Source organism: Thalassovita sp., from assembly GCF_034670005.1.
Classification (GTDB): domain Bacteria; phylum Pseudomonadota; class Alphaproteobacteria; order Rhodobacterales; family Rhodobacteraceae; genus Thalassobius.
This window is the reverse complement of the sequence record NZ_JAXMOH010000003.1, coordinates 93139-117132: the sequence shown is the minus strand read 5'-3', so window position 1 is coordinate 117132 and position 23994 is coordinate 93139. Positions and strand designations below refer to the sequence as shown.

Below are 23994 nucleotides of genomic sequence, written 5' to 3'. Positions count from 1 at the left end.
AGCAAAAAACAAAGAAAGCGAGAGGCAGATGAGCAGAACTCTTCGCGCATTGGTCCTGTTGATGGTGCTGGCATCCTGCGGCGGCGGAAATTTCACCGCGCCGCGGAATCTGGATAACGCCTGTTCGATCCTCAGCCAGCGCCCGAAATACGGTCGCGCCTTCAAGGCAACCGAACGCCGTTGGGGCGTACCGGTGCATGTGCAGATGGCGACCATCCATCAGGAAAGCAAATTCATCGGCAATGCCCGCACACCCTACCGGTTCGTGCTGGGCGTGATCCCAATGGGGCGGCAAAGTTCAGCCTATGGCTATGCCCAGGCGATCGATTCCACATGGGACGAATATCGCCGCGAAACCCGATCTTTCCGCGCAAAACGCGACAATATCCGGGACGCGACCGATTTCATGGGCTGGTACATGAACAAGACACGCGAAAAGAATGGCGTGTCTCTCAGCGATACCCGCAATCAGTATCTGGCCTATCACGAGGGCCATGCCGGATATGCGCGCGGCAGCCACAAGCGCAAAAGCTGGCTGCTGCGGATTGCCGGGAATGTCGACGAAAGATCGCGGATGTATCAGGCCCAGCTGAACAGCTGCAAACGCAGGCTGCGCTGATCAGCGATTGTCGCGCTGATCGGGCTGGGTGATGGTGAACAACCGGTTGTTCAAGGCAACGCCGGTTTCCATCGCACCCAGCACCACGGTGGTGCTGGAGCCGGCATCGTCATTGATCACCCATTGCCGCAATTGCACCGGATCGTCGGTGAACACCAGCTGTAGATTGCCGTATTCGGGGTGATCGGGGTCCTGCGCGGTGATGGTGGTCGCGGTGCCGTCATAATCGTGCCCCACCACCATATTAGCGCGCGCCAGATCCACCCGTTCGTCGAGGATGATCGACAGCGGCGTCTGATTCAGCGGATAGGTTTCCGGCCCGTTATCCGGCGTTTTCGGATCATAGATCGCCACCGCGCCAGAACTGGCCAGAACCAGCGTATTGTCAGGGCTGGCATATTCGAACCGCATCCGCCCGGGCCGTTTCAGCATCAGCGTGCCGGTTGAAATCGTGCCGTCATCGTTGATCTGGGTGAAATTCGCCTTGGCGGTTTTCATCCGGTTCAGATAGGCGGACAGATCGTTCAGCGAAATTTGTTCTGCCGAAACCGGCAGGGTCAGGGCCAGCATCGCGGCGGCGGGGGCGAAAAGGCTGCGTGGTTTGATCATGTCACCAATCTAGGGGTTTCGCGTCCGATTACAGCCGGCCCCCGTTTCACTTTTCCGCGAGAGGGCCGGACCGTTTATTGTTGTTCGGGCACAAGGATTTCGCGTTTACCGACATGGTTGGCGGCACTGACGACGCGTTCGTCTTCCATCTGTTCGACCAATCGGGCGGCCTTGTTATAGCCGATCGCCAGTTTGCGCTGGATATAGGAGGTCGAACATTTGCGATCCTTGATCACGATGGCCACGGCCTGATCGTAAAGCGCATCTTCGCCGGTGGTGTTGCCGCCAAGGCCCAGCACCGCGTCGATATCGCTTTCCTTGTCCTCGTCCGGGCCTTCGACCACGCCGCCGATATAATCGGGGGGGCCGTAGGCCTTGAGATGGTTGACGATTTCCTCGACCTCTTCGTCGGACACGAAGGGCCCGTGGCAACGGGTGATCTTGGCCCCGCCAGCCATATAGAGCATGTCGCCCATGCCCAGCAGTTGTTCGGCGCCCATTTCCCCGAGGATGGTGCGGCTGTCGATTTTCGAGGTCACCTGGAACGAAATCCGGGTCGGGAAGTTGGCCTTGATCGTACCGGTGATCACATCGACCGAGGGCCGTTGCGTCGCCATGATCAGGTGGATACCCGAGGCCCGCGCCATCTGCGCGAGGCGCTGAATGCAGGCTTCGATTTCCTTGCCCGCGACCATCATCAGGTCGGCCATTTCATCGACGATGACGACGATATAGGGCATTTTTTCGGGGGTAATTTCCTCGGTCTCGAACACCGGTTCGCCGGTATCGTCGTCAAATCCGGTCTGCACCGTGCGGCTAAAGGTTTCGCCCCGCGCCAGCGCATCGGCGACGCGGCTGTTGTAGCCGTCGATGTTACGCACGCCCATTTTGGACATCTTGCGATAGCGGTCTTCCATCTCGCCAACGACCCATTTCAGGGCAACCACGGCCTTTTTCGGATCGGTGACAACCGGCGACAGCAGGTGCGGGATGCCGTCATAGACGGACAGTTCCAGCATCTTCGGGTCAATCATGATCAGCCGGCAGTCTTCCGGCGTCAGCCGGTAGAGCAGCGACAGGATCATCGTGTTGATCGCTACCGATTTACCAGACCCCGTGGTCCCGGCAATCAGAAGGTGAGGCATCTTGGCAAGGTTTGCGACGATGGGATCGCCGCCGATATCCTTGCCCAGAGCCAGGGGCAGTTTCATGTTGCTGTCACCGAAATCGCGCGCCGACAGGATTTCGCGCAGCACGACTTTTTCGCGGTTTTCGTTGGGCAGTTCGATGCCGATCACGGACCGGCCCGGAACGGTGGAGACCCGTGCCGACAGCGCCGACATCGAGCGGGCGATATCGTCGGACAGCCCGATCACGCGGGAGGCTTTCAAACCCGGCGCGGGTTCCAGTTCGTACATGGTGACGACGGGACCGGGGCGGACCGACACGATTTCGCCTTTGACGCCGTAATCGTCCAGCACGTTTTCCAGCATCCGGGCGTTTTCTTCCAGCGCTTCATCACTGAGATGATGGCGCTGAATGCTGGCCGGGCTGGTCAACAGGTTGAGCGGCGGCAGATCATAAACGGGGCGGTTTTTTTCTTCGAATTGCAGCGAAGGCTGTGCTTCGGCCCGGGCGCGGGTCGAAGGCTGCACCGGTTTACGGTTGAGATGCTGCACCACCTTGCGCGGTTCCGGCACCGGAATGGCGCGCGGCGCCACCGGGGCGGGGTCGGAGGCGGGTCGATAATCCGTCTGATTGCCAGCAGCTTGCGGGAACTGGACGACGGGCACCTCTTCGTGCGGGACTTCTTCCGCAAAGGGAGCGTATTCGGGATCGGCCAGAGGTTCATTCAACTGCTCGGGCAAATATTCGGGCTGGTATTCAGAGACCGGTTCGGGCTGCAACGGCTGTATCCGGCGCGGCGTGACCAGCGGAGCCGCATCGGCCCGTGCCTGAGCGGTGGCGCCCCCGGTCAGCGGCGGTTCGGGCGGCAAGGCGGCGTTGGGATGCGGATTAAGCACCAGCGGATCGGGCCCACGGCCACGGCCCTTGGTCAGCGGCGTCGCGGCTTGGGTTTGCAAAGCTGGAGTGTCGCGCACCCGGTTGCGGATCACGTCGGCAATCTTGGCCTTGATCCGCTCGTCCCCGGGGGCATCGACAGCGGCCATACTGTGATGTTCGACCAGTTCGGGTTCCGGCATTTGGTCGGGCATCGGTTCGGGACGGCGAATGAGCGCGGGCATCCGGCTCAGCAGGCTGGGCCGGGCCGGTTCGGGGTCTTCTTCGAACAGCTCTTCGTGATATTCGGGGTATTCGGCCGAGCCCGTCTGGGCCTGCCAATCAGCCTGTTCCTGCGCCAGCTTATTGCGGGTTTCACGCCGGGCGGCAGTGCGGGCCTGCATCGTCTGGGCGGCGCTGACCGCGCCGGTCGCGCCCTTGCCCAAAGCCGTCATCAGGCCGGCATAGGCCATGATGATCCCGACCAGCAGGAACCGTGCGATCAACTGCAGTTCTGGTACGGTAAAGCCCAGAACGAAGGCTCCCAACCCGATCATCGCCAGCGCCAACAGCACCGAGGCGAGTTTCAGGCCGAAGCTCATCCCGACGGGGAGGAAATTCAGAACCGCGCCCAGAATGGTATCGCCAAAGCGCCCGCCAAGGCCAAACCCGTGAATCCAGTCGCTGCCCGGAACCAGCGTGGCGGCATAGACGGAGGTGACCGCGATCAGGATCGGCAGGAAAATCAACCGGCCAAAGGCGCGATCAGAACCGTAATGCAGTGCCAGACGCAGGCCCCAGCTGATCAGCGCCAGCGACAGGATCCAGCTGCCATTGCCCACCACCACGAACAGGAACGCAGCGATTGAGGCACCGGGGCGGCCCAGCCAGTTGCGCACCGGTGCATCGGTGGCAGACATGAAAGACGGGTCTTCGGGGTGGTAGGAAAACACCATTGCCGCCACTGCCAGACCCAGCAGCGCCAGGACGATGCCCAGCAGTTCTTTGCCGCGTCTTTCGATTGCGGCCTGCATGTCGCTGTCAAACAGCGGATCGCGCCCTCGTGTCTGATATGCCATTCCTGCCCTCGTTCTTTTAGTCATAAATGCATTCGCGCAGCCGGATCAGCCCGCGTCGCATGTCTTGTTTCGGGGCCACCATGGCGACCCGGATATAATTCTTGCCCGGATTGAACCCGTTCACGTCGCGCGCCAGATAGGCACCCGGCAGAACCCGGACCCCGGTTTCGGTCCACAGTTTCAGCGCGGCCTGTTCGCCGTCCTCGACCGGCAGCCACAGGAAAAACCCCGCCTGCGGGCTGTGATAGCCGGGGATATCCCCAAATATCTCATCCGCGATATCGAATTTTTCCCGATACAGGCGGCGGTTTTCGATCACGTGCTCTTCGTCCGCCCAAACCGCTTCGGCCACCCGTTGCAACGGCAGCGGCAGCGGTGCCCCGGCATAGGCGCGCAATTGCTTGATCCGGCGCAGGCAGTCCGGCCCACCAGCGACAAAACCCGAACGCAGACCCGGCAGGTTCGAGCGTTTCGACAGCGAATGAAAAATCAGCACCCGTTCGGGATCGGTGCCCAGATCCTGCGCCACCTGCAATGCGCCGACCGGCGGGTCGTCGCGGTAAATCTCGGAATAGCATTCATCGGCGAAGATGCGGAAATCGTGCTTTTCCGCCAACCGGATCAGATCGGTCCAATAGGCCCGGTCGGCCACCGCGCCCTGCGGATTGGCCGGCGAACAGATATAGGCGACGGCAGTGCGATTGAGCACATCGTCGGGCAAGGCGGTGAAATCCGGCAGGTGGCCGGTTTCTTTGGTGGCGGGGACGAAAACCGGTTCGGCCCCCACCGAAATCGCCCCGATCATATAGACCTGGTAAAACGGATTGGGCATCAGAACCACGGGCGTCTGGCCGTGTTTGCGTTCCGGGATCAGCGCCATCGCGGCGTTATACAGCCCCTCGCGGGTGCCGTTCAGCGGCATCACCTGTGTCGCCGGATCGACCGCAACGCCATAGCGCCGCCTGATCCAGCCGCTGATCGCCGCCTGCAATTCGGGTGTGCCATCATTGGGCGGATAATTCCCAAAGCCGTCGATATTCTTGGCCAGAATCCCGGCCACCCAATCGGGAAAGGCGTGCCGCGGCTCGCCTATCGTCATATGTATGACCTCGCCGCCCGGTTCATGCGCATCCAACAGGGCGCGCAGACGCGGAAAAGCATAAGCCGGTAGGTTCGAAAACCGCTCGGGAAACATCTGGTACTGCCTCAGGTTACGGGATCGTTTTCGCCCCGCTTTTTGTCAGAGTACCCAATGACATGGCTTTCGTCCAGATTATTGCGGACCGGGTCGGGGCAGCTGTGACCTTTTTGACGTAGCCCGCCATCCCCGACCAGCGCTTACCCGGCGGTCAAAACTGTCTCGGCCGCCGCCGCGATGCGCAGCAGGCGTTCTTCCTGAAACGGCAACCCGTTGAACAGGATACCGCAGCTGGGCACCCCGGTAGGAAGGGACACGCCGCAATTGCCCATCAGGTTGCCGACCCTTGTGTTGTTCAGCGTCAGCAGGTTTTCGGTGACGTAATAATCATCATCGCCCATCAGCCGGTCCAGTTTCGGTGGCAGGTTCGGGGCCGAAGGACACAGCACCGCATCATATCCGGCGACACGGGTGTACCAACGATTGCGATAGCCTTCCAATTCCTGCCAGGCGGCGACGTAGTCGGCACCCAGATGATGCGCGCCGCCCCGGAACCGGTCCAGAATACGGTCGAACATCAGGCCCGGGTTGGCCTCGATCACTTCGCGCCAGGTGCCGTAAGCTTCGGTGGTGAACAGGATTGCGGCCAGATCCATCGCCTGCGCCACTTCGGGCGCGTCGATTCGGGTGATCTGAGCCCCGGCATCGGCCAACCTCGCCACCGCGTCGTCGAACGCTTTCAGCGGTTCCGGGCGGCAGGGGTCCAGCACTGCGGTCTGCAGCACCGCGAAGCGCTTGCCCTTCAGCGTCGCGCCACGCAGATCCGCCGGTTTGCCGCCTTCAAGCAGCGCCAGCATCAGCGCCGCGTCCTCGACCGTGCGGCACAGCGGCCCAACGGTGTCGAATTTTTCGCATAGCGGCACCACGCCCTGCAGCGAAATCCGCCCCGAGGTGGTTTTCAACCCGACCAGATCGTTCCAGGCTGACGGGATTCGCACCGACCCGCCAGTATCCGACCCGATGCCGCAGGCCGCCAGCCCGAAAGCGACCGACGTCGCCGCCCCCGAGGACGATCCGCCCGACACCGCGTCATGGTCGTTGACGCAGGGCGGCGATTCGGTCACCGGATTCAGCCCCAGACCGGAAAAGGCCAGTTCGCTCATATGGGTTTTGCCCAGACAGACCAGACCATTCGCAGTGGCGTTGCGCAGCACCGGCGCATCCGCCTCCGGCACCCGGTCCTTCAGCAGTGCCGACCCGGCTTCGGTCGCCACCCCGGCGGTATCGAACAGGTCTTTCCAACTGATCGGCACCCCGTCGAGCGGTGACAGCCGGAACCCGGTGCGGGCCCGTTCGGCGGCGGCCGTGGCTTCGGCCAGCGCCCGCTCGGCGGTAACGCGGGCATAGATGCGGTCGCGGAACGGATGCGCCGCGATCGCGTCGAGATAGGTCTGCGTCAGCGCCACCGGGTCGATTGATCCTTCCCCGATCCCCCGGCCCAAGTCCGCCGCGCTTGTTTTCAACCAGTCCTGCATCGTCATCTCCTGCGTTTTTCCGAACGGTAGCGGCAGCGCGGCGCATGGACAATCCCGATCAGGGCTGCATATTGCATCTCATGGAATATGACAGCGATATCCTGATTGTCGGCGGCGGCTTGAACGGCCCGGCCTTGGCGCTGGCGCTTGCCGGGGCCGGTTTCGGTGTCACGGTGATCGACAGCCTGCCCCGCGCCGCCCAGGCCCGGGACGATTTCGACGGCCGCGCCTATGCGCTGGCATTGGCCTCAAAGCGGCTTCTGGCCAATATCGGGCTGTGGCCCGCGCTGGCCGGTCACAGTCAGCCGATGCTGGAAATCAAGGTCAGCGACGGGCGCGCCGGCGAAGGGCCGCTGTCGCCCTTTTTCCTGCATTTCGACCATGCCGAGATCGAAGAAGGCCCGATGGGCTACATGCTGGAAGACCGTTTTTTGCGCCGCGCCCTGTTCGATGCGATGGCCGCAAGCGACCAGATCACGGTTCTGGATGGCGAAACCGTCACCGCACAGGCCGCGGATGCGACCGGGATCAGCGTGACGCTGGCTTCCGGCAAAGCCCTGCGCGGGCGTTTGCTGATCGGCTGCGACGGGCGCAATTCGGGCACCGCGCAACGGGCCGGGATCAGCCGCAGCGGCTGGGATTACGGCCAGACCGCGCTGGTCTGCGCCATCGAACACGATCTGCCGCATCACGGCATCGCGCATCAGTTCTTCATGCCACCCGGGCCGCTGGCCATCCTGCCTTTGCCGGGCAACAAATCGTCAATCGTATGGTCGGAAACCCATGAAAACGCTGCCCTGTTCCAGGCATTGCCGGATGACGATTACATGCAGGTCTTGCGGCCACGTTTTGGCGATTTCCTGGGCGACATTCGTCTGGCCGGAAACCGATTCACCTATCCGCTCACCCTGACCGTCGCCAACAGTTTTGTCGGCGACCGGCTGGCATTGATCGGGGATGCCGCCCATGGCATGCACCCGATTGCCGGTCAGGGGCTGAATGCGGGGCTGCGCGATGTCGCTGCCCTGGCGCAAGTCCTGACCGAAGCGCGCCGCCGCGGTGAAGATATCGCGTCATCGCTGGTGCTGGACCGCTATCAGGAATGGCGCCGGTTCGACACCGCCACGCTGGCGCTGACCACCGACCTGACCAACCGGCTGTTTTCCAACGACAACCCATTGCTGCGGGCGACCCGCGATCTGGGCATGGGGTTGATCAACGCGTTGCCGCCGCTGCGGCGGAATTTCATCCGCGAAGCTGCCGGGTTAACGGGCGACTTGCCCGAACTGATGCGCTAAGCCTTCTTTTGTTCAAAAATATCCCGGGGGAGGCGTTGCAAATCGACAGATTTTCAACGGCGGGGGCAGCGCCCCCAATGGGCCGCGCGACAGAGTGCCTTCTGCTCCTCCTCCGCGCAAAGAAAAAGCCCCGCCGAAGCGGGGCTTTCTAAGATCAGACGCGACTGCGAAGCTTACGCTTCCTTCGCTTTTTTCTTGATCGGCGCCCAGAGGCGTTTGTTGGTCAGATAGAGCAGCACCGACAACACGCTGAGGAACAGCACGGCGACAAAACCGGCATGCTGACGCGCCATCATCTTGGGTTCCGCAGCCCACATCAGGAACGCAGCGACGTCTTCGGCTTCGTGATGCAGCGAATTCGAATGACCGTCGGCATATTCCACATCCTCACCCGCCATCGGCGGCGGCATGGCGATCCAGCCGCCCGGGAAGGCGGTGTTTTCATAGAACGTCGTGCCTGCCGATTCCTTTTCCTCGCCGGTATAGCTGGTCAGGATCGCGGTGATGTATTCCGGACCACCCAGCCCCTTGAACAGCTGGTTGACCAGCAGACCGTTCGGCCCCGAGAAGCCTTTGCGCGCCTTCGCCATCAGCGACAGGTCGGGGGCGTTGGACATCGACGATTCAGGGAAGTGATCCGCCGGAATGCGGGGCCGGGTATCGTCAAGCTCCGCATCGTAGATGTCCATCTGCGCGGCATAGGCACGAACCTGATCTTCGGGCAGTGCCGGGCCACCTTCGTCGGCCAGCGTGCGGATCGGCACGAATTTCATGCCGTGGCAGGCCGAACAGACCTCGGTATAGACCTGAAGGCCGCGCTGCAGCTGCATCTGGTCGAATTTGCCGAACGGACCTTCGAAGGAAAAGTCCACGTCGTGGATCTGACCACCTTCGCTGGCCATTGCGCCACCTGCCGAGAAGGTCAGGGCCGCAACTGCGGTAATCGCAAGTTTCTTAAGCATTATCCCGTTTCCTTCTTATTCGGCAGGTTTGCCATAATGGGCGTTGAAGTCTTCCTCGATCGTGGCCGGGGCCGCGGTCGGTTTTTCGATCACGCCCAGAATCGGCAGGATCACCAGGAAATAACCGAACCAGTAGGCAGAGCCGATCAGCGACAGCATCGGTGCGATGCCTTCGGGCGGCTGGCTGCCGCACCACATCAGCACGATGAAGTCGACCACCAACAGGTAGAACCACCACTTGAACTGCGGGCGGAACCGGCCCGAGCGGACCCGGCTGGTATCCAGCCAAGGCACCAGAGCCATCACGATGATCGCGCCGAACATCGCCAGCACACCGAAGAATTTCGCATCAACGATGCCGCCGGTGATCCAGCTTGCGAACATCACCACCCAGACATCGCCGGTGAAGGCACGCAGGATCGCGTAGAACGGCAGGAAGTACCATTCCGGAACGATATGCGCGGGCGTCGCCAGCGGGTTGGCTTCGATATAGTTATCGGGTTCGCCCAGGAAGTTGGGCATGAAGCCGACGATGGCAAAGAACACCACCAGGATGATCGCTAGGGCGAACACGTCCTTGATCACGAAATAGGGCCAGAATGGCAGGGTGTCTTTTTCGGCCTCTTCCTTCGATCCCTTGCGGACATCGACCCCGGTGGGGTTGTTGTTGCCGGTGGTGTGGAACGCCCAGATATGGACGATGACCAGCGCGGCGATCACGAAGGGCAGCAGGTAGTGCAGCGAGAAGAAGCGGTTCAGCGTGGCGTTATCCACTGCCGGTCCGCCCAAGAGCCAGGTCTGGATCGTTTCACCGATGAACGGGATCGCGCCGAACAGGCCGGTGATCACGGTTGCGCCCCAGAACGACATCTGACCCCAGGGCAGAACATAGCCCATGAAGCCGGTGGCCATCATCAGAAGATAGATGATCATGCCGACGATCCAGGTGATTTCGCGCGGTGCCTTGTAGGAGCCGTAGAACAGACCGCGGAAGATGTGGACATAGACCGCGAAGAAGAACAGCGAAGCACCATTGGCGTGCAGGTAGCGCAGCATGAAGCCGCCGTTCACGTCACGCATGATGTGTTCGACGCTGGCAAAGGCCAGATCGACATGCGGGGTGTAATGCATCACCAGGACGATGCCGGTGACGATTTGCAGCACCAGGCAGAAGGCCAGGACGATGCCCCAGATCCACCACCAGTTCAGGTTCTTCGGGGTGGGGATCATCAGAGTGTCATAAAGCAGCCCAACGATGGGCAGACGGCTGTGCAGCCATTTTTCAGCGCCCGATTTGGGCTCGTAATGGTCGTGAGGAATTCCGGACATGCTTACGCTCCCTTAACCCAGCTTGATCGTGGTTTCGTCTTCGAAGACGGCGACGGGCACATCCAGGTTCCGCGGTGCGGGGCCTTTGCGAATACGACCGGCGGCATCGTAATGCGAGCCGTGGCAGGGGCAGAACCAACCGCCAAAATCACCGGCGCCATCGCCGATCGGCACACAGCCGAGATGGGTACATACGCCGATCATCACCAACCATTCGCCGGCTTCGTCCAGCGTGCGGTTCACGTCCGACGCGTCGGTGCCGGGTTTGTTGGCGTTTTCCGATTTCGTGTCGATCAGATCATTCAGATCCACAGCACGGGCCGCATCGATTTCTTCTTGCGTCCGGCGGCGAATGAAGACCGGCTTGCCCAACCATTTAACGGTCAGCTGGGTGCCCGGTTCGATGCCAGAAACATCGACGCGAATCGAGGCCAGAGCCTTGACGTCGGCGGAGGGGTTCATCTGATTGACAAGCGGCCAAACTGCGGCACCTGTGGCTACGGCACCGGCGCCTGCGGTGGCGTAATACAGGAAGTCCCTGCGGGTGCCTTCGTGATCTTCTGCGTGGGACACGAGGTTCTCTCCATTCTTCGGCCGCATCGGGCCTATAGCGGTTGGGGCCGCGGGTTACGCAGCCTTTCCGTGGCGCTATTTAGCGGGGGATTCCCGCTCAGTCCAGCAGACAATGACGCTTTGGGGTTGCGCGAAAGCAACAGGTGCGGAAGTGTCGCGGTTGCACAGCCCTCGTATCGGGCCTATTTCGCCAGTAAAAATTGCTTTACAGTCGCTTTCATTCAGAAGGGGAACCAGATGTCTCGCCTGTTGCTTGCTTCCACCGCCTTAACCGTTTGCCTTGCTTCCGCCGCGGCTGCTGAAACGCAGCTCAGCCTCTATGGCGGCTGGCAGACCTCGCCGCACAGCCGGGCCAGCGGGACTCTGCCGGCCGGGGTGGATTATCCCGGTCCTTTCAGCAATTTGATCGGATGGGATGGCAAATCCTTTTCCATGCCACCCTATTACGGGGCCCGCGTCACGTTCTGGCAAAGCGGCAACTGGGGTTGGGGCTTCGAGCTGAGCCATGACAAGGTTTATGCCGGGGCGGATATGTCGCCGGAATTCACCCGGCTGGAATTCACCGATGGCCTTAACATCCTGACGGTGAACTACATGAAGCGCTGGCCCGGCAAATGGGACAAGTTCACCCCCTATGTCGGTGCCGGGATCGGTGTCGCGATTCCGCATGTGGACATCACCCCATCGGGTGGCGTGCATACCTATGAATATCAGTATACCAGTCCGGCGGCGCGACTGACGGCCGGGGCCAGCTACAAGCTGAATGATCGCTGGGCGCTGTTCGGCGAATACCAGTTCACCATTTCAAACAATGATGTGGACCTGACCGGTGGTGGCGATCTGCATACGCGAATCATCACCAACGCATTGAATGTCGGCGTGAATTTTTCATTCTGAACCAGAGCGGGTGACCGGTGCGCGCCCACAGGCGCGCGCAGGTTTTCCGCAGCGCAGGCCTTTGGCCTGACGCCACGGGGGTCAGGGGCGTTGCCCCTCTGCCTTGAAAATCGAAATGATTTTCAAAGCATTCACCCCAGAGTATTTCAACCAAAAAGAAACCGTCAGTCGCCGGGACGGGTGGCGGTCATGCTGTCGCGTTCGGAAAACACCGCGAACCAGTCGTCAAGCGCGTCGTTGCCCTTGCGCCAGTTGCGATCGGCATGACGGAAATCAAGGTATCCGAGCGCACAGGCGATGGCGATCTGGCCGATATTCAGCGGACCGGTGAGATGTGCCATCCAACGGTCATTGACCGCCCTGACCCCGCGCGACGCCTTTTCCCATTGCGCCTCGACCCAGTCGTCATAGACCATGTGAGCGGGCCGCACCCTGCTTTCGTAGACCATCAGCACCGCGGCATCGAGGATGCCGTCGGCGGTGGCTTCGAGCGTCATCACCTCCCAGCGGCTGGCATCGGGATAGAGCCCGCCGCCGGCGCGGTCGTTGAGGAACTGGCAGATCACCCGGCTGTCATAGATCGCCGGCCCGTCGCCGCGGATCAGCGCCGGGATCTTGCCCAGCGGGTTGGCCGATTGCAGTTCGGCCGGGGTCGAGACCGGCGTGGTTTTCACCGGCAACAGGTCGACATCGTCGAATTGCCCGGTTTCATGCAGCACCACCGCGACCTTGCGGACGAAGGGCGATGCGGGGGAATATACGAGTTTCATGGGTTTGGTTTCCTCTTTGCGGCGTTGAGATTAGCACCGGATGCGGTGCTGTCCATCATTCATCCGGGGGCAGGTCGCGCATCAGCCCCGCGAGGGTGGCAAGCTCGGTGCCGAAACCGGTTGCCTGCATCGCGTCGGCGGCGGCGATCCGGGCGGCTTCGGGTTTGTTCTGGGCCAGTTTCCATGTCCCGTCGACGGTTTCGATTCGCATCCGCGCCGGAACGATCATCCGCATTAGCCGGGTCATCGCCTGTTCCGGCATCTTATCGCTTTTCCAGACCGGTTTCGGCGCGAGATCGGCTTCGAAACGGTCCGACAACCGGTCGAGCACGCCGAGCAGGTCATCCTGCGGCAGCAGTTCCGCCGGGCCAGTCAGGTGGACCGCGACGTAGTTCCAGGTCGGCACCTGGTCTTCGATCCCGTACCAGTCGGGCGAGATATAGCCGTGCGGGCCGGATATCGCGAACCTCACCTGCCGCGGCCCCTTAAGCAGCGGCACGATCGGGTTCGAGCGGACCAAGTGAAAGATCACATCGTCGCCTTCGATCAGGAAGGGGATATGCGACATGAGCGGCGCACCACCGTCATCGGCGGCGGCAAGGATGCCGAAGCCGGTCGCCTTCGCAAAATCCAGGTTCTGCTGGCGCGATGCCTTGCGGTAAATGGGGTTGGGATGCATGGTGGGCCCTCTGATTGCGTATCGCGCGCAGGGTTCCGCAACGCCGCGCCAGAGGCAAGCCCTATGCGGTCAGTTGATCGCCTGAGATGCCGGAAATGCGTGCCTCGACGATAGCGCCTTCGGTCTGGGCGGTCTTGAACGTCACCTCGGTGAACTGTTCGGTGCGGCCCATATGCGGGTTTTCCATCAGGATGCGGTGGGTCTGGCCGATTTGCTGCGCCAGGTGTTTTTCGACCTGCGCCGCGCCCGCTTCGCGCAGACGGGCGGCGCGGGCCTTTATCACATTGCCGTTGACCTGATTGGGGATCTTCGCCGCAGGGGTGCCTTCGCGTTTCGAATAGGGAAAGACATGCAGCCAGGTCAGATCGCAATCGCTGACCAGTTTCAGCGAGTTTTCAAAATGCGCCTCGGTTTCGGTCGGGAACCCGGCGATGATATCGGCGCCGAAGGTCATGTCGGGGCGCAGTTTCTTTGCCTCTTCGGCAAAGCGGATCGCGTCGTCACGCAGGTGGCGGCGTTTCATCCGTTTCAGGATCAGGTCGTCGCCATGTTGCAGACTGAGATGCAGATGCGGCATCAGCCGGGGTTCGCTGGCGATGGCCTGCATCAGGTTTTCGTCGACTTCGATGGAATCGATCGAGCTGATCCGCAGGCGCGGCAGATCGGGCACCAGTTTCAGGATGCGCATCACCAGATCGCCCAGTTTCGGGTTTGCTGGCAGGTCGGCGCCCCATGAGGTCAGGTCGACCCCGGTCAGCACGACCTCGTTATAGCCTTTGTCCACCAACCGCTTGATCTGATCGACCACCACGCCGGCGGGAACACTGCGAGAATTGCCCCGGCCATAGGGGATGATGCAGAAGGTACAGCGGTGATCGCAGCCGTTTTGCACCTGCACATAGGCGCGGCTGCGGGTGCCGAACCCATCGATCAGGTGACCGGCGGTTTCGGTCACGGACATGATGTCGTCGACCTGAACCTTTTCGGTGGTGCCGATGAAATCGGGGCCCATATTGGCCCATGTCTGCGGCTGCATTTTTTCCGCATTGCCGATGACCAGATCGACCTCGACCATCTTGGCAAAGGTGTCCGGTTCGGTCTGGGCGGCGCAACCGGTGACGATCAGACGGGCGTCGGGGTTTTCGCGGCGCAGCTTGCGGATTTCCTGCCGCGCCTTGCGCACCGCTTCGGCGGTGACGGCGCAGGTATTGACCACAACGGCGCCTTCGACCCCGGCCTGTTTGGCGAGATCCTTCATCGCTTCGGTTTCATAGGCGTTGAGCCGACAGCCGAGCGTGGCAAAGACCGGGGGTTTCGCGCTCATCCGACCGAGTCCAGAAAGTCCGGTGTCAGATACGCGGTGAAAACATGCATGGTTTGACCGGTCATCCAGACACCATCGTCGCGCCAATCGACCTGTAGTGAACCGCCGTCGAGATCAATGCGCACCGAGCGCCCGGTCAATCCCCGGCGTGCCGCCGCCACCGCGGTGGCGCAGGATGACGACCCGGAGGCCAACGTGACACCGACGCCGCGTTCCCAGACCCGCATGCGCAAATGATCCGGCGCGATTACACTGGCGAACTGCACATTGGTGCGCTGGGGATAGAGCGGGTGATGTTCGATTTCGGCACCGCGCGATTGCAGATCGACCGCCTCGGCATCGTCCACGAAAAAGGTGCAATGCGGGTTGCCCATGCCGGTGGCGGTGGGGGAACCCTCAATCGGCAGTTCCAGCGTGTCCATTTCGCGGGCCAGCGGGATTTCATCCCAGACAAGCTGCGGCTGTCCCATATTGACCGATGTCAGACCGTTTCCGGCATCCACCGCGTAAAGATCGCCGCGATCCGTGGTCAGGTGCAATTCGCGCTGGCCAGTTTCATCCATCAGGTGACGGGCGATGCAGCGGGTGGCATTGCCGCAGGCCGCCGAGGTCGACCCATCGGAATTGTAGAAGACCAGATGCGCGTCGCCCGCGCCCGGTTCGATCACCGCCAATTGGTCATAGCCGACACCCTTGTGCCGGTCGGCGATGGCGATCACCAGCTCGGGCGGCAACACGACGGGGTGCGCGCGCGCATCGACAACGACAAAGTCGTTGCCCAGCCCGTGCATTTTCATGAACGGCAATGTGATATGTTCCCCGGCACCCATGAGCGGCATATACGTCTAAGGCCAAAAAGTTTCCAGCCCGCAGAAAGTTGAAAAAATCGGACGATCCATCCATGCTACGTTCATTGTTCTATAAGTTTCAGGTTTTGCATGCCAAATTACGTTTTCAACGGATGGTCGCGCAGCGACTATACTGGAACAACGTCGACTTATTGGACGATGAACTACTACATGATCGTCGCAGCGATAGATGAAACCGACGGGTTTCGATTCACCGAGGACGGAACTGTCAGCGAGGTAACAATCGCCGGAGCCTATCAATCCCAGTCGCAATATCCCGCATGGGACAGCGGATGGGGACTGGGAAATTGGAACGTTTCTGCCGATTTCAATAGCTTCCATTCGGTCAGTTGGGGTGACGGGAACACAACGGTCTTCTATCGGGCCGCCTACGGGTATTCGGAGCGGATTTACTGGGTGGCCGGTGACCGTCTGGACGATGCGCTCCTTCAATCCGCGTCTGAGTTTTACCGGTTCTGGACCGATACTGTGGCGCATCCCCGGACCGAACTCACCGACGGACCGTTCGCGCATGGTTCATTCATATCAATTTCGGATCTGACCGCTGCCACGGCGCGGCCTTCCATGCTCGACTATTTCCCAGACGGGATCGTACCGGATGCGTCAGTTGAATGGGACCCGGATGCGGTGGCTTATCTGACCCAGGGTGACGATAACTACTATGATAGCGATGATGAAGAACCCAACCAGTTCTTCGGCCTTAACGGAGATGACCTGCTGCTGGGCAGGGGAGGCGATGACACGTTGCGCGGCGGACTGGGCCGCGACACGCTTGGCGGCGGCGACGGAAACGATTCTCTTTTCGGCTGGATGGTTGCCGGGATTGAGAACGGCGCTGAAAACGACCAAGGCGACAGTATCGATGCCGGAGCCGGCAATGACATGGCCTTTGGTGGGTATGGCAACGATATCCTATACGGTGGCGATGGGGACGATACGCTCGCCGGGGAACACGGGGTGGACACAATCATTGGTCAATCCGGAAATGACATCCTTTCTGGCGGTGGGTTCAGTGACATCTTGTTTGGCAATGACGGCATGGATTTTCTCAATGGCGGATACGGTCATGACCGTCTGAATGGCGGGGCCGGGGCCGACCGGTTCTATCATGCCGGGGTCTCTGGGCATGGCACCGATTGGATTCAGGATTTTTCCGACGCCGAGGGCGACGCGCTTGTGGTCGACGACGCCCATCATGCGTCGCAGTACCAAGTCAATTTCGCCAACACGCCAGGCGCGGGTCAGGCGGAGGTCGCCGAGGCCTTCGTGATCTACCGCCCCACCGGGCAGATCCTGTGGGCGCTGGTCGATGGCGGGGCGCTTGATAGCATCACGTTGAACATCGATCAGGCCGGTCATGAACTGTTGGTATGAGGCGTGGGCAGAAAAGTAAGCGCTTCTTGGTTTTAGGGGTTGACCCCCCTGTCCCTAGTTTCTAGAAGCGCCTCCACAGTGGGCCGTTAGCTCAGTTGGTAGAGCAACTGACTTTTAATCAGTGGGTCGCAGGTTCGAATCCTGCACGGCTCACCACTTACACAAGATCAGACTTGAAACCGCAGCGCGGACCGAGGTTCAGCCGGTTGTCGCGGCTGTGGTTATTTTTGCAAAGACAATGACATCACCGGGATGTCGGCGAGGATTGCCGGCGCAGATATTCCGCTGCCGCGCGCCCTGCCCAGCGACCGGTGGCGAGACAGCCGGTCAGCAGATAGCCGCCCGTCGGGGCCTCCCAATCGAGCATTTCACCGGCGGCAAAGGTGCCGGGATGCGCGGTCAGCATCAGGGCGTCGTCCAGCGCCCCGAACCGCAGCCCGCCAGCGGTTGAAATCGCTTCGTCCATCGGGCGCGGACCGGCAAGGGGCACTGGCAGATGTTTCAGCACCGGGGCGATATCGGCGGGCAAGGGCCGGGCGCATTCCATGATCAGGGCCAGCTTCGCCGGATCGAGCTTCAGCCCCTTGCGCAGGCGATTTTTCAGGCTCTGCTTTGGCCCGATCCGCGCCAGACGGGCGCGAATATCGTCAACCGTCAGGTCGGGCAACAGATCGAGATGCAGCGCCCCGCCGTCGCGCAGGTCACGCGACACCGCGTAGATGCCGCCCCCTTCCAGTCCACGCTGCGAAATCACGCATTCGGCGCGGACCGCGCGGTTGCCAACGTGCAGGGCAATGTTTTTCAACGGCTGGCCAAAATGCTGCCACATGTGATCCGACCAGTCGACGATGAACCCCATATTGGCAGGCTGGAAGGGTGCCAGATCGCCCCTGCCGAACAGGCTGGCCCAAGCGCCATCCGATCCCAGCCGTGCCCAGCTGGCGCCGCCACAGGCCAGCACGCAAATATCGGGGTGCAGATCCTGCCGTCCCTGCGGCGTGTCAAAGCCTAAGGTGCCGTTCCATGCGACCCAGCGCCAGCGCGGCCTGATTTCGACCCCCAACCGCGCCAGTTCACCCAGCCAGGCGCGCAGCAAGGGCGAGGCTTTCATCGCCTCGGGGAATACCCGGCCCGACGATCCGGTGAACAGGGTTTGGCCCAGATCTCTGGCCCAATCCTGAACCTGATCGGGTCCGAATTCCCGCAACATCGGCCGCAGGGCTGGCGCAGCATCGCCATAGGCGTTCAGGAAGGTTTCAAACCCTTCCTGCTTGGTCAGGTTCAGCCCCGATTTTCCCGCCATCAGCAGTTTGCGCGCGACCGAGGGTTTGGCATCGGTCACGACGACGGCCACGCCCGCCCGGCCCAGTTCCTGCGCCGCCATCAGCCCGGCAGGACCCGCCCCGATCACCAGCGCTGAAATCCGTTCCGCCATCACCGCTCAACCCTTTTCAGGGGTCAAGGTTGCCCCCTTCAGTTCAACCACGCGATGCGGGTAGGGAATTTCGATGTCGTGCTCTTTCAGTGCGTTCCAGACCGCGAACAGCACTTCCGACGTGTATTTGTTTTGGCCGTCATCGATGCCTTCGACCCAGAATTCCACCGCGAAATCGACGCCGCTGTCGCCGAAGCCGCGCAATTCGCAATCGGGGGTATCGGGTTCGCTGAGCACGAAGGGCAGTTTTCTGACCGCCGTTTCGATGATCCCCGGTACCAGATTGATATCGGTGTCATAGCTGACCGAAAACGCCGCCTCGTACCGGTTGGCCGATCCGCTGTCGGAATAATTCACCACCCGTGTGATGATGAAATCCTCGTTCGGCACGACAATCCAGCGCCCGTCAAAAGTTTCAAGGATCGCCGCCCGCGCGGTCATCTTGACGATGGTTCCCGCTTCGCCGCCATCGAGTTCGACATAGTCGCCGACGGTGGCCTGACCCTCCAGCAGCAGGATCACCCCGGAAATGAAATTCGACGCGATTTTCTGAAGCCCGAAGCCAAGGCCGACACCGATCGCCCCGGTCAACACCGCAAGCGATGTCAGCGGGATGCCCATGATGTTCATGAAAACCAGAAAGGCCAATCCGAATATGGCGATCTCGGCGGCTTTTTCGGCCAATTGCCGGGTCGCCGGGCGCATGTCGTCCTGTTTGCGGATCAGGCTGGCGGATTGATCATTCGACCATCGGCCAAGCCAGAAAACAATTCCGCCGATCAAGACGAACCGGACCAGATCGAGCAGCGAAAAGGACAGGTTGCCTAGAGGCAGTACGGTTTCGTCCAGTTTCTGAGCGACCGGCGCCAACAGGTCCAGCGCATAGAGCCCGGCCATCGGCAGCAAAACGTATTTGCCCATCAGTTTGAAAAACGAATCCGCAATGATGTCGCGCACCATCGCGCGGACCGCGATGAACAGGAAAATGCGTTTTCCGAACGCGATCACCGCGCCGGAATCAAAGATTGAACGGACCACGCTTTCGCCGATCCCGGTCAGGATATAGGCCAGCAAAGGCAGCAACAGCGGCAGGAATTGCCGGACAAACAACCGCGCCCTGGCAAACAGGCCTTCATTGCCCGGTTCCGGCGTCAGCAGGTTCTGCAACGGCGGGCGGGCCCGTTTTGTGGCAAAGAGCGCGATCAACCAGGCCAGCAGCAGCAGCGCGAATTGCGACCAGGCTTCGGGGCTTTGCGCCCAGGACCTGACCAGATCCCAACCCTGCAAGGCATATCCTGCCACCTGCCGCAGGATTTCCGGCTGGTCCTGCAGATCGAATTCCATACCCGTCTCCATGCAAAGCGCGCCAAACGCGGCCCGATCACCGTCTTGCCGCGCCTTTGGGGCAAGAACAAGCCCCAGGACAAACGGCTATCCGATCCATCGGCGTCAGCGCCGCCCGAAGCCCGCGCTTTTTCGCGGAAATGCAAGCGCCCTGAAGGATAAAGAAAAACAAAAAAGAATACGTCGGATGCGCAAAAGTTTGCTACCCTAGTCCGATAGTTAAATTTGCGAGCTGCTTCGCGTGCCTTTTCTTAAAATTTTTGGAGTCCTCAAAATGGTAGATCTAACCCAATACTCATCCGTCACCGACAACACTCTGTTGCCCTATGGGCAAGCGGTTATCGACCAAGGCGGCGAAAGCACCCTGATCGCCCAGGGCGACGACAATTCCGAACGGTTTGATATATCAGCCGTCTTCGAGAACGGTTTTTCGTTTGGAAACCGTGTTTTCAACGAGCTGTTTCTGAGCACGAATGGCGGCGTTTCATTCATCAACCAGACGATCAATTTCGCTGGCACTTTCGAGAACACCGATTTCATCATCGCGCCGTTCTATGACGATCTGGATAACCGCACGCTGCCACCGGGAGCCACCCCCGGTATCTATTTCAACATCAACGAAGAACGCGATTCCATCGTTGCGACCTGGGACGGGGTCGGCATTTTCAGCAATAATGTCACCGCCCCGAACACTTTCCAGCTTGAGATCATGGATCTCGGCAATGGCGATGCGGAAATCATCTACCGTTTCTCGGACATGGGGAATTCGCGCGGCAACACGTTCCAGCTGGGTGCAGTGGCTGACGGCGGCCCCCGGCTTTTCCTGCGCGGCGGTACGGCCGGGGATGAGCTTGGTCTTGCCTCGGACATGGAGACACTGGAAGGAAATACCGGCGTTGCGGGTGTCTGGCAGTTCCGCGTTATCGACGGACAGTTGCAGATTGACGACCTTGAGGGCGATGTCCTGACCGGTAACGCCAACCCCAACACGATCAACGGCACCGCACGGAATGACGTCATTTCGGGTGGCGGCGGAAACGATTCGATTTTCGGCCGTCTGGGCATTGACCGCCTGAGCGGCGACGAAGGCGAAGACCAGATCCACGGTGAAGAAGACGACGATATCCTGCACGGCGGTGCGGATAACGACACGCTGTTTGGTGACTCTGGCGATGACACGCTGTTCGGCGATGAAGGCGATGACCGGCTTGAGGGCGGCAGCGGTGAAAATGAACTGGATGGCGGCGCAGGGGCGGATGCCCTGATCGGCACTGGTGGCACCTCTTTTGCCGCTTACAGAAGTTCGGCTTCGGGGCTGATCGTCAATCTGAACTCCACCGGAGAAAATACCGGCGATGCAGTTGGCGACACTTACACCAACATTCTAAACGTCATCGGATCCAACTTCGCGGATGAAATTTCGGGCACCAACGGCAACAATATCCTGAACGGCTTTGGCGGCGATGACAATCTGGACGGCGACGACGGCAACGACACCTTGTTCGGCGAAGCCGGGGATGACACCCTTGTGGGTGGCGATGGCGACGACGAATTGTCGGGTGGTGAAGGCGCCGATAACCTGATTGGCGGCCCCGGACGCGACGCGGCCAGCTATCGCGACGCAGTCACGAACGTCGTTGCAGACCTTGCAGACGCGTCCAACAATAGCGGTGCCGCTGCGGGTGACAGCTATTCCAGCATCGAAGATCTGATCGGCGGCAGCGAAGACGACCTGTTGAGCGGGAACGCTTCGGCGAACGTGATCACGGGCTTTGATGGCAATGACACGCTTGTTGGGCGGGATGGCAATGACACCCTGCGCGGCAATAACGAGGATGACGTTCTGAACGGCGGACTTGGCGCGGACCGGCTTGAAGGCGGGTTGGCCATTGACGCGGCAAGCTATGCCGATGCCACAACCGGTGTCCGCGCAGACCTGTCGAATTCTGCGACGAACACAGGTGAAGCCGCAGGCGACACCTATAGCAGCATCGAAGGCCTGATCGGGTCGGGTTTCAACGATACCCTGGTCGGCAACAGTGGCGACAACCTGTTGCAGGCGGGTGGCGGGAACAACACCCTGACGGGCAACAACGGCGACGACACGCTGCGCAGCGGTGCCGGCGAGGATAACATGTCCGGCGGGACCGGGTCCGACACCGCCGACTATTCGATCGCGGCCACGGGAGTGGCGGCGAGCCTGAACGACAGCTCGGGCAATTCGGGTGAAGCGCGTGGCGACACCTATTCCAGCATCGAGAACCTGACCGGTTCGGAATTCAACGACACACTGGAGGGCGACAGTTCTGACAACGTGATCATGGGCCTTGCCGGAGACGACATGATCAGTCCTCTGGGCGGTGCGGATACGGTCGACGGGGGCGACGGCAACGATACCGTGTCCTATGAAACCTCCTCGTTCGTGACGATTGACCTGGAAGACGCGACCCAGAATGCCGGGGCGGCGACCGGGGCAACGTTTACTTCGGTTGAGAACCTTGTCGGTTCGGACCAGTCGGATGTTCTGCGGGGCGACAGCGAGGACAACATGCTGGCGGGCGGCGATAACGTCGACACCCTGAATGGCCGGGACGGGGACGATACCCTGCAAGGCGGAGCCGGAAACGACCAGCTGACCGGCGGCAGCGGTGCCGATACTTTCATTCTCGAAAACGGCATGGGCGACGATACGGTCACCGATTTTGATGCGACCGAAGACACGCTGGATTTCTCGAATCTCAGCGCCGCGGAACAGGCTGAAGTAACCTTTTCCGAGAATGGGTCTGGTGATCGGGTGGTCAACCTGGGTGACGGTTCGACCCTGACGATGTCGGGTGTGCCGCGTAACACCGCCCCGACCGGCGATGTCGGGATCAGCGGAACCGCCGCGCAGGGGTCAACCCTGACAGCGGACACAAGCAGCGTGGCCGATGCGGACGGTCTTGGTCCGTTTTCGTTCCAGTGGATGCGTGGTGGCACCGATATCACCGGTGCAAACGGGGGCACCTACGGTCTGACGCAAGAGGATGTTGGCGAACAGATTTCGGTCCGCGTCACCTATACCGATGGCTTCGATACCGACGAGAGCATCACCAGCGACCCCACCGCTACGGTAGACAACGTCAACGATGCCCCAACCGGGGCCGTTACCGTTTCGGGCACGGCGGAAAGCGGTCAGACGCTTACCTCGGACACCTCCACTCTGGCCGATGCTGACGGGTTGGGCACTTTGTCCTTCCAGTGGCTGCGCGATGGTACCGCAATCACCGGCGCGACATCCGCGAGCTATGAGCTTACCAGCGCGGATATCGGGACGGTCGTATCGCTGATGGTCAGCTATACCGACGGTCAGGGCACCGATGAGATGGTCACAAGTGCGGCCACGGATACGGTCGTCACCAACAACCTGACCCTAACCGGCACGCCCGGACCGGACAGGTTGATCGGCGGGGACGGTAATGACACCATTTTGGGACTGGACGGTCCTGACACGCTGAACGGCAACGGAGGCAATGACAGCATTACCGGCGGCGCAACCGAGGCCGATCTGCGCGATGTCGTCTTCGGCGGCGACGGCAACGACTTCATCGACGGCGGCTTTGGCAATGACGAACTGCGCGGCGATGGCGGAAACGACACGATTATCGGTGGTTTCGGTGTCGATACGGTGATCGGCGGTACCGGCGACGATGAACTGACCGGGCAAGCCTGGTCGGACCTGATCTTCGGCGGCGATGGTGATGACTTCATCAATGGCGGTTTCGGCTATGACCGGGTCAATGGCGGCGCTGGCGGCGACCGGTTCTTCCATCTGGGGATTGCAGATCATGGTTCTGACTGGATTCAGGATTATTCGGCGACGGACGGCGATGTTCTGGTCTTTGGTCAAAGCGGCGCTTCGGCCGGTCAGTTCCAGATCAATCTGGCCGAAACCGCCAATGCCGGTGTTGCCGGTGTCCAGGAAGCCTTCGTGATCTATCGCCCGACCGGGCAGATCATGTGGGCGCTGGTCGATGGCGGTGGTCAGGACAGCATCAACCTGGTGTTGGATGGGGTTACCCACGACCTGCTGACCTGATCACGCGGCCCGCCTTACGAAAAACATACGGCGGCATTGAAACATGCCGCCGTCGTCATTTCATCCTGCGATTTCGGTGTT

18 protein-coding genes and 1 tRNA gene are annotated in these 23994 nt (G+C 60.9%); 6 read left to right on the top strand and 13 right to left on the bottom strand.

What is annotated here, in order from left to right:
* The first annotated feature begins 28 nt into the window (after nt 1-28).
* Nucleotides 29-619, top strand: coding sequence for a transglycosylase SLT domain-containing protein (locus tag VOI23_RS08045; RefSeq protein ID WP_323783932.1), 591 nt, complete (start codon nt 29-31; stop codon nt 617-619).
* Here the strand turns inward: VOI23_RS08045 and VOI23_RS08040 are convergent, their stop codons facing one another.
* The 4 genes from VOI23_RS08040 to VOI23_RS08025 form a co-directional block, all read right to left on the bottom strand.
* Nucleotides 620-1228 (bottom strand): outer membrane lipoprotein carrier protein LolA, encoded by a 609-nt coding sequence (locus VOI23_RS08040; protein WP_323783930.1) that lies wholly within the window; start codon nt 1226-1228, stop codon nt 620-622.
* 74 nt (nt 1229-1302) lie between these two features.
* The gene (locus VOI23_RS08035; RefSeq protein WP_323783929.1) at nt 1303-4308 is read right to left on the bottom strand and encodes a DNA translocase FtsK 4TM domain-containing protein; all 3006 of its coding nucleotides are present in this window, start codon (nt 4306-4308) and stop codon (nt 1303-1305) included.
* Nucleotides 4309-4324: 16 nt separating this feature from the next.
* Nucleotides 4325-5503, bottom strand: coding sequence for an aminotransferase class I/II-fold pyridoxal phosphate-dependent enzyme (locus tag VOI23_RS08030; protein ID WP_323783927.1), 1179 nt, complete (start codon nt 5501-5503; stop codon nt 4325-4327).
* A gap of 143 nt (nt 5504-5646) precedes the next feature.
* Nucleotides 5647-6981 (bottom strand): amidase, encoded by a 1335-nt coding sequence (locus tag VOI23_RS08025; RefSeq protein WP_323783925.1) that lies wholly within the window; start codon nt 6979-6981, stop codon nt 5647-5649.
* Between the two features lie 44 nt (nt 6982-7025).
* On the opposite strand from VOI23_RS08025, the gene VOI23_RS08020 reads away from it, so the two are divergent.
* Nucleotides 7026-8279, top strand: a complete 1254-nt coding sequence (locus tag VOI23_RS08020) for an FAD-dependent monooxygenase (protein WP_323783923.1) — start codon at nt 7026-7028, stop codon at nt 8277-8279.
* A 173-nt stretch (nt 8280-8452) separates the two neighbouring features.
* Here VOI23_RS08020 and VOI23_RS08015 read toward each other — a convergent pair whose 3' ends face one another.
* Genes VOI23_RS08015 through petA form a run of 3 tightly spaced genes read right to left on the bottom strand, consistent with a single transcriptional unit; the run spans nt 8453 to nt 11143 of the window.
* On the bottom strand, nt 8453-9241 hold the full coding sequence (locus VOI23_RS08015) for a cytochrome c1 (protein WP_323783921.1): 789 nt from the start codon (nt 9239-9241) through the stop codon (nt 8453-8455).
* A 15-nt stretch (nt 9242-9256) separates the two neighbouring features.
* Complete coding sequence (petB, locus tag VOI23_RS08010; protein WP_323783919.1) at nt 9257-10570, bottom strand: cytochrome b; 1314 nt, start codon at nt 10568-10570, stop codon at nt 9257-9259.
* A gap of 12 nt (nt 10571-10582) precedes the next feature.
* The gene (petA, locus tag VOI23_RS08005; protein WP_323783916.1) at nt 10583-11143 is read right to left on the bottom strand and encodes a ubiquinol-cytochrome c reductase iron-sulfur subunit; all 561 of its coding nucleotides are present in this window, start codon (nt 11141-11143) and stop codon (nt 10583-10585) included.
* 237 nt (nt 11144-11380) lie between these two features.
* On the opposite strand from petA, the gene VOI23_RS08000 reads away from it, so the two are divergent.
* Nucleotides 11381-12040, top strand: coding sequence for an outer membrane protein (locus tag VOI23_RS08000; protein WP_323783914.1), 660 nt, complete (start codon nt 11381-11383; stop codon nt 12038-12040).
* Nucleotides 12041-12204: 164 nt separating this feature from the next.
* On the opposite strand, the gene VOI23_RS07995 is transcribed toward VOI23_RS08000, so the two are convergent.
* From VOI23_RS07995 to dapF, 4 genes are all read right to left on the bottom strand, one after another.
* Complete coding sequence (locus VOI23_RS07995) at nt 12205-12810, bottom strand: glutathione S-transferase (protein ID WP_323783912.1); 606 nt, start codon at nt 12808-12810, stop codon at nt 12205-12207.
* Nucleotides 12811-12865: 55 nt separating this feature from the next.
* Nucleotides 12866-13489: an FMN-binding negative transcriptional regulator gene (locus tag VOI23_RS07990; RefSeq protein ID WP_323783910.1), complete on the bottom strand. Its 624-nt coding sequence runs from the start codon at nt 13487-13489 to the stop codon at nt 12866-12868.
* A 61-nt stretch (nt 13490-13550) separates the two neighbouring features.
* The gene (mtaB, locus tag VOI23_RS07985) at nt 13551-14813 is read right to left on the bottom strand and encodes a tRNA (N(6)-L-threonylcarbamoyladenosine(37)-C(2))-methylthiotransferase MtaB (RefSeq protein WP_323783908.1); all 1263 of its coding nucleotides are present in this window, start codon (nt 14811-14813) and stop codon (nt 13551-13553) included.
* Nucleotides 14810-15652, bottom strand: coding sequence for a diaminopimelate epimerase (dapF, locus tag VOI23_RS07980; protein WP_416376516.1), 843 nt, complete (start codon nt 15650-15652; stop codon nt 14810-14812). The genes mtaB and dapF overlap by 4 nt, the downstream gene beginning before the upstream one ends.
* A gap of 99 nt (nt 15653-15751) precedes the next feature.
* On the opposite strand from dapF, the gene VOI23_RS07975 reads away from it, so the two are divergent.
* Nucleotides 15752-17056, top strand: coding sequence for a calcium-binding protein (locus VOI23_RS07975; protein WP_323783906.1), 1305 nt, complete (start codon nt 15752-15754; stop codon nt 17054-17056).
* A gap of 80 nt (nt 17057-17136) precedes the next feature.
* Nucleotides 17137-17212: transfer RNA gene (locus VOI23_RS07970), tRNA-Lys, on the top strand.
* 88 nt (nt 17213-17300) lie between these two features.
* On the opposite strand, the gene VOI23_RS07965 is transcribed toward VOI23_RS07970, so the two are convergent.
* Entirely contained in the window at nt 17301-18491 is a 1191-nt protein-coding gene (locus VOI23_RS07965) for a TIGR03862 family flavoprotein (protein WP_323783904.1), read from the bottom strand.
* Nucleotides 18492-18497: 6 nt separating this feature from the next.
* The gene (locus tag VOI23_RS07960) at nt 18498-19835 is read right to left on the bottom strand and encodes a mechanosensitive ion channel family protein (protein WP_323783901.1); all 1338 of its coding nucleotides are present in this window, start codon (nt 19833-19835) and stop codon (nt 18498-18500) included.
* A 274-nt stretch (nt 19836-20109) separates the two neighbouring features.
* Between VOI23_RS07960 and VOI23_RS07955 the strand changes: the two genes are divergently transcribed.
* Complete coding sequence (locus VOI23_RS07955; protein ID WP_323783899.1) at nt 20110-23913, top strand: hypothetical protein; 3804 nt, start codon at nt 20110-20112, stop codon at nt 23911-23913.
* The last annotated feature ends 81 nt before the right edge of the window (nt 23914-23994 follow it).

What these genes read in the sequence shown, in the direction of transcription:
- VOI23_RS08045 (WP_323783932.1), top strand. Translation starts at nt 29, where the DNA reads ATGAGCAGAACTCTTCGCGCATTGGTCCTGTTGATGGTGCTGGCATCC.
- VOI23_RS08040 (WP_323783930.1), bottom strand. Translation starts at nt 1,228, where the DNA reads ATGATCAAACCACGCAGCCTTTTCGCCCCCGCCGCCGCGATGCTGGCC.
- VOI23_RS08035 (WP_323783929.1), bottom strand. Translation starts at nt 4,308, where the DNA reads ATGGCATATCAGACACGAGGGCGCGATCCGCTGTTTGACAGCGACATG.
- VOI23_RS08030 (WP_323783927.1), bottom strand. Translation starts at nt 5,503, where the DNA reads ATGTTTCCCGAGCGGTTTTCGAACCTACCGGCTTATGCTTTTCCGCGT.
- VOI23_RS08025 (WP_323783925.1), bottom strand. Translation starts at nt 6,981, where the DNA reads ATGCAGGACTGGTTGAAAACAAGCGCGGCGGACTTGGGCCGGGGGATC.
- VOI23_RS08020 (WP_323783923.1), top strand. Translation starts at nt 7,026, where the DNA reads ATGGACAATCCCGATCAGGGCTGCATATTGCATCTCATGGAATATGAC.
- VOI23_RS08015 (WP_323783921.1), bottom strand. Translation starts at nt 9,241, where the DNA reads ATGCTTAAGAAACTTGCGATTACCGCAGTTGCGGCCCTGACCTTCTCG.
- petB (WP_323783919.1), bottom strand. Translation starts at nt 10,570, where the DNA reads ATGTCCGGAATTCCTCACGACCATTACGAGCCCAAATCGGGCGCTGAA.
- VOI23_RS08000 (WP_323783914.1), top strand. Translation starts at nt 11,381, where the DNA reads ATGTCTCGCCTGTTGCTTGCTTCCACCGCCTTAACCGTTTGCCTTGCT.
- VOI23_RS07995 (WP_323783912.1), bottom strand. Translation starts at nt 12,810, where the DNA reads ATGAAACTCGTATATTCCCCCGCATCGCCCTTCGTCCGCAAGGTCGCG.
- VOI23_RS07990 (WP_323783910.1), bottom strand. Translation starts at nt 13,489, where the DNA reads ATGCATCCCAACCCCATTTACCGCAAGGCATCGCGCCAGCAGAACCTG.
- mtaB (WP_323783908.1), bottom strand. Translation starts at nt 14,813, where the DNA reads ATGAGCGCGAAACCCCCGGTCTTTGCCACGCTCGGCTGTCGGCTCAAC.
- dapF (WP_416376516.1), bottom strand. Translation starts at nt 15,652, where the DNA reads ATGCCGCTCATGGGTGCCGGGGAACATATCACATTGCCGTTCATGAAA.
- VOI23_RS07975 (WP_323783906.1), top strand. Translation starts at nt 15,752, where the DNA reads ATGCCAAATTACGTTTTCAACGGATGGTCGCGCAGCGACTATACTGGA.
- VOI23_RS07965 (WP_323783904.1), bottom strand. Translation starts at nt 18,491, where the DNA reads ATGGCGGAACGGATTTCAGCGCTGGTGATCGGGGCGGGTCCTGCCGGG.
- VOI23_RS07960 (WP_323783901.1), bottom strand. Translation starts at nt 19,835, where the DNA reads ATGGAATTCGATCTGCAGGACCAGCCGGAAATCCTGCGGCAGGTGGCA.
- VOI23_RS07955 (WP_323783899.1), top strand. Translation starts at nt 20,110, where the DNA reads ATGGTAGATCTAACCCAATACTCATCCGTCACCGACAACACTCTGTTG.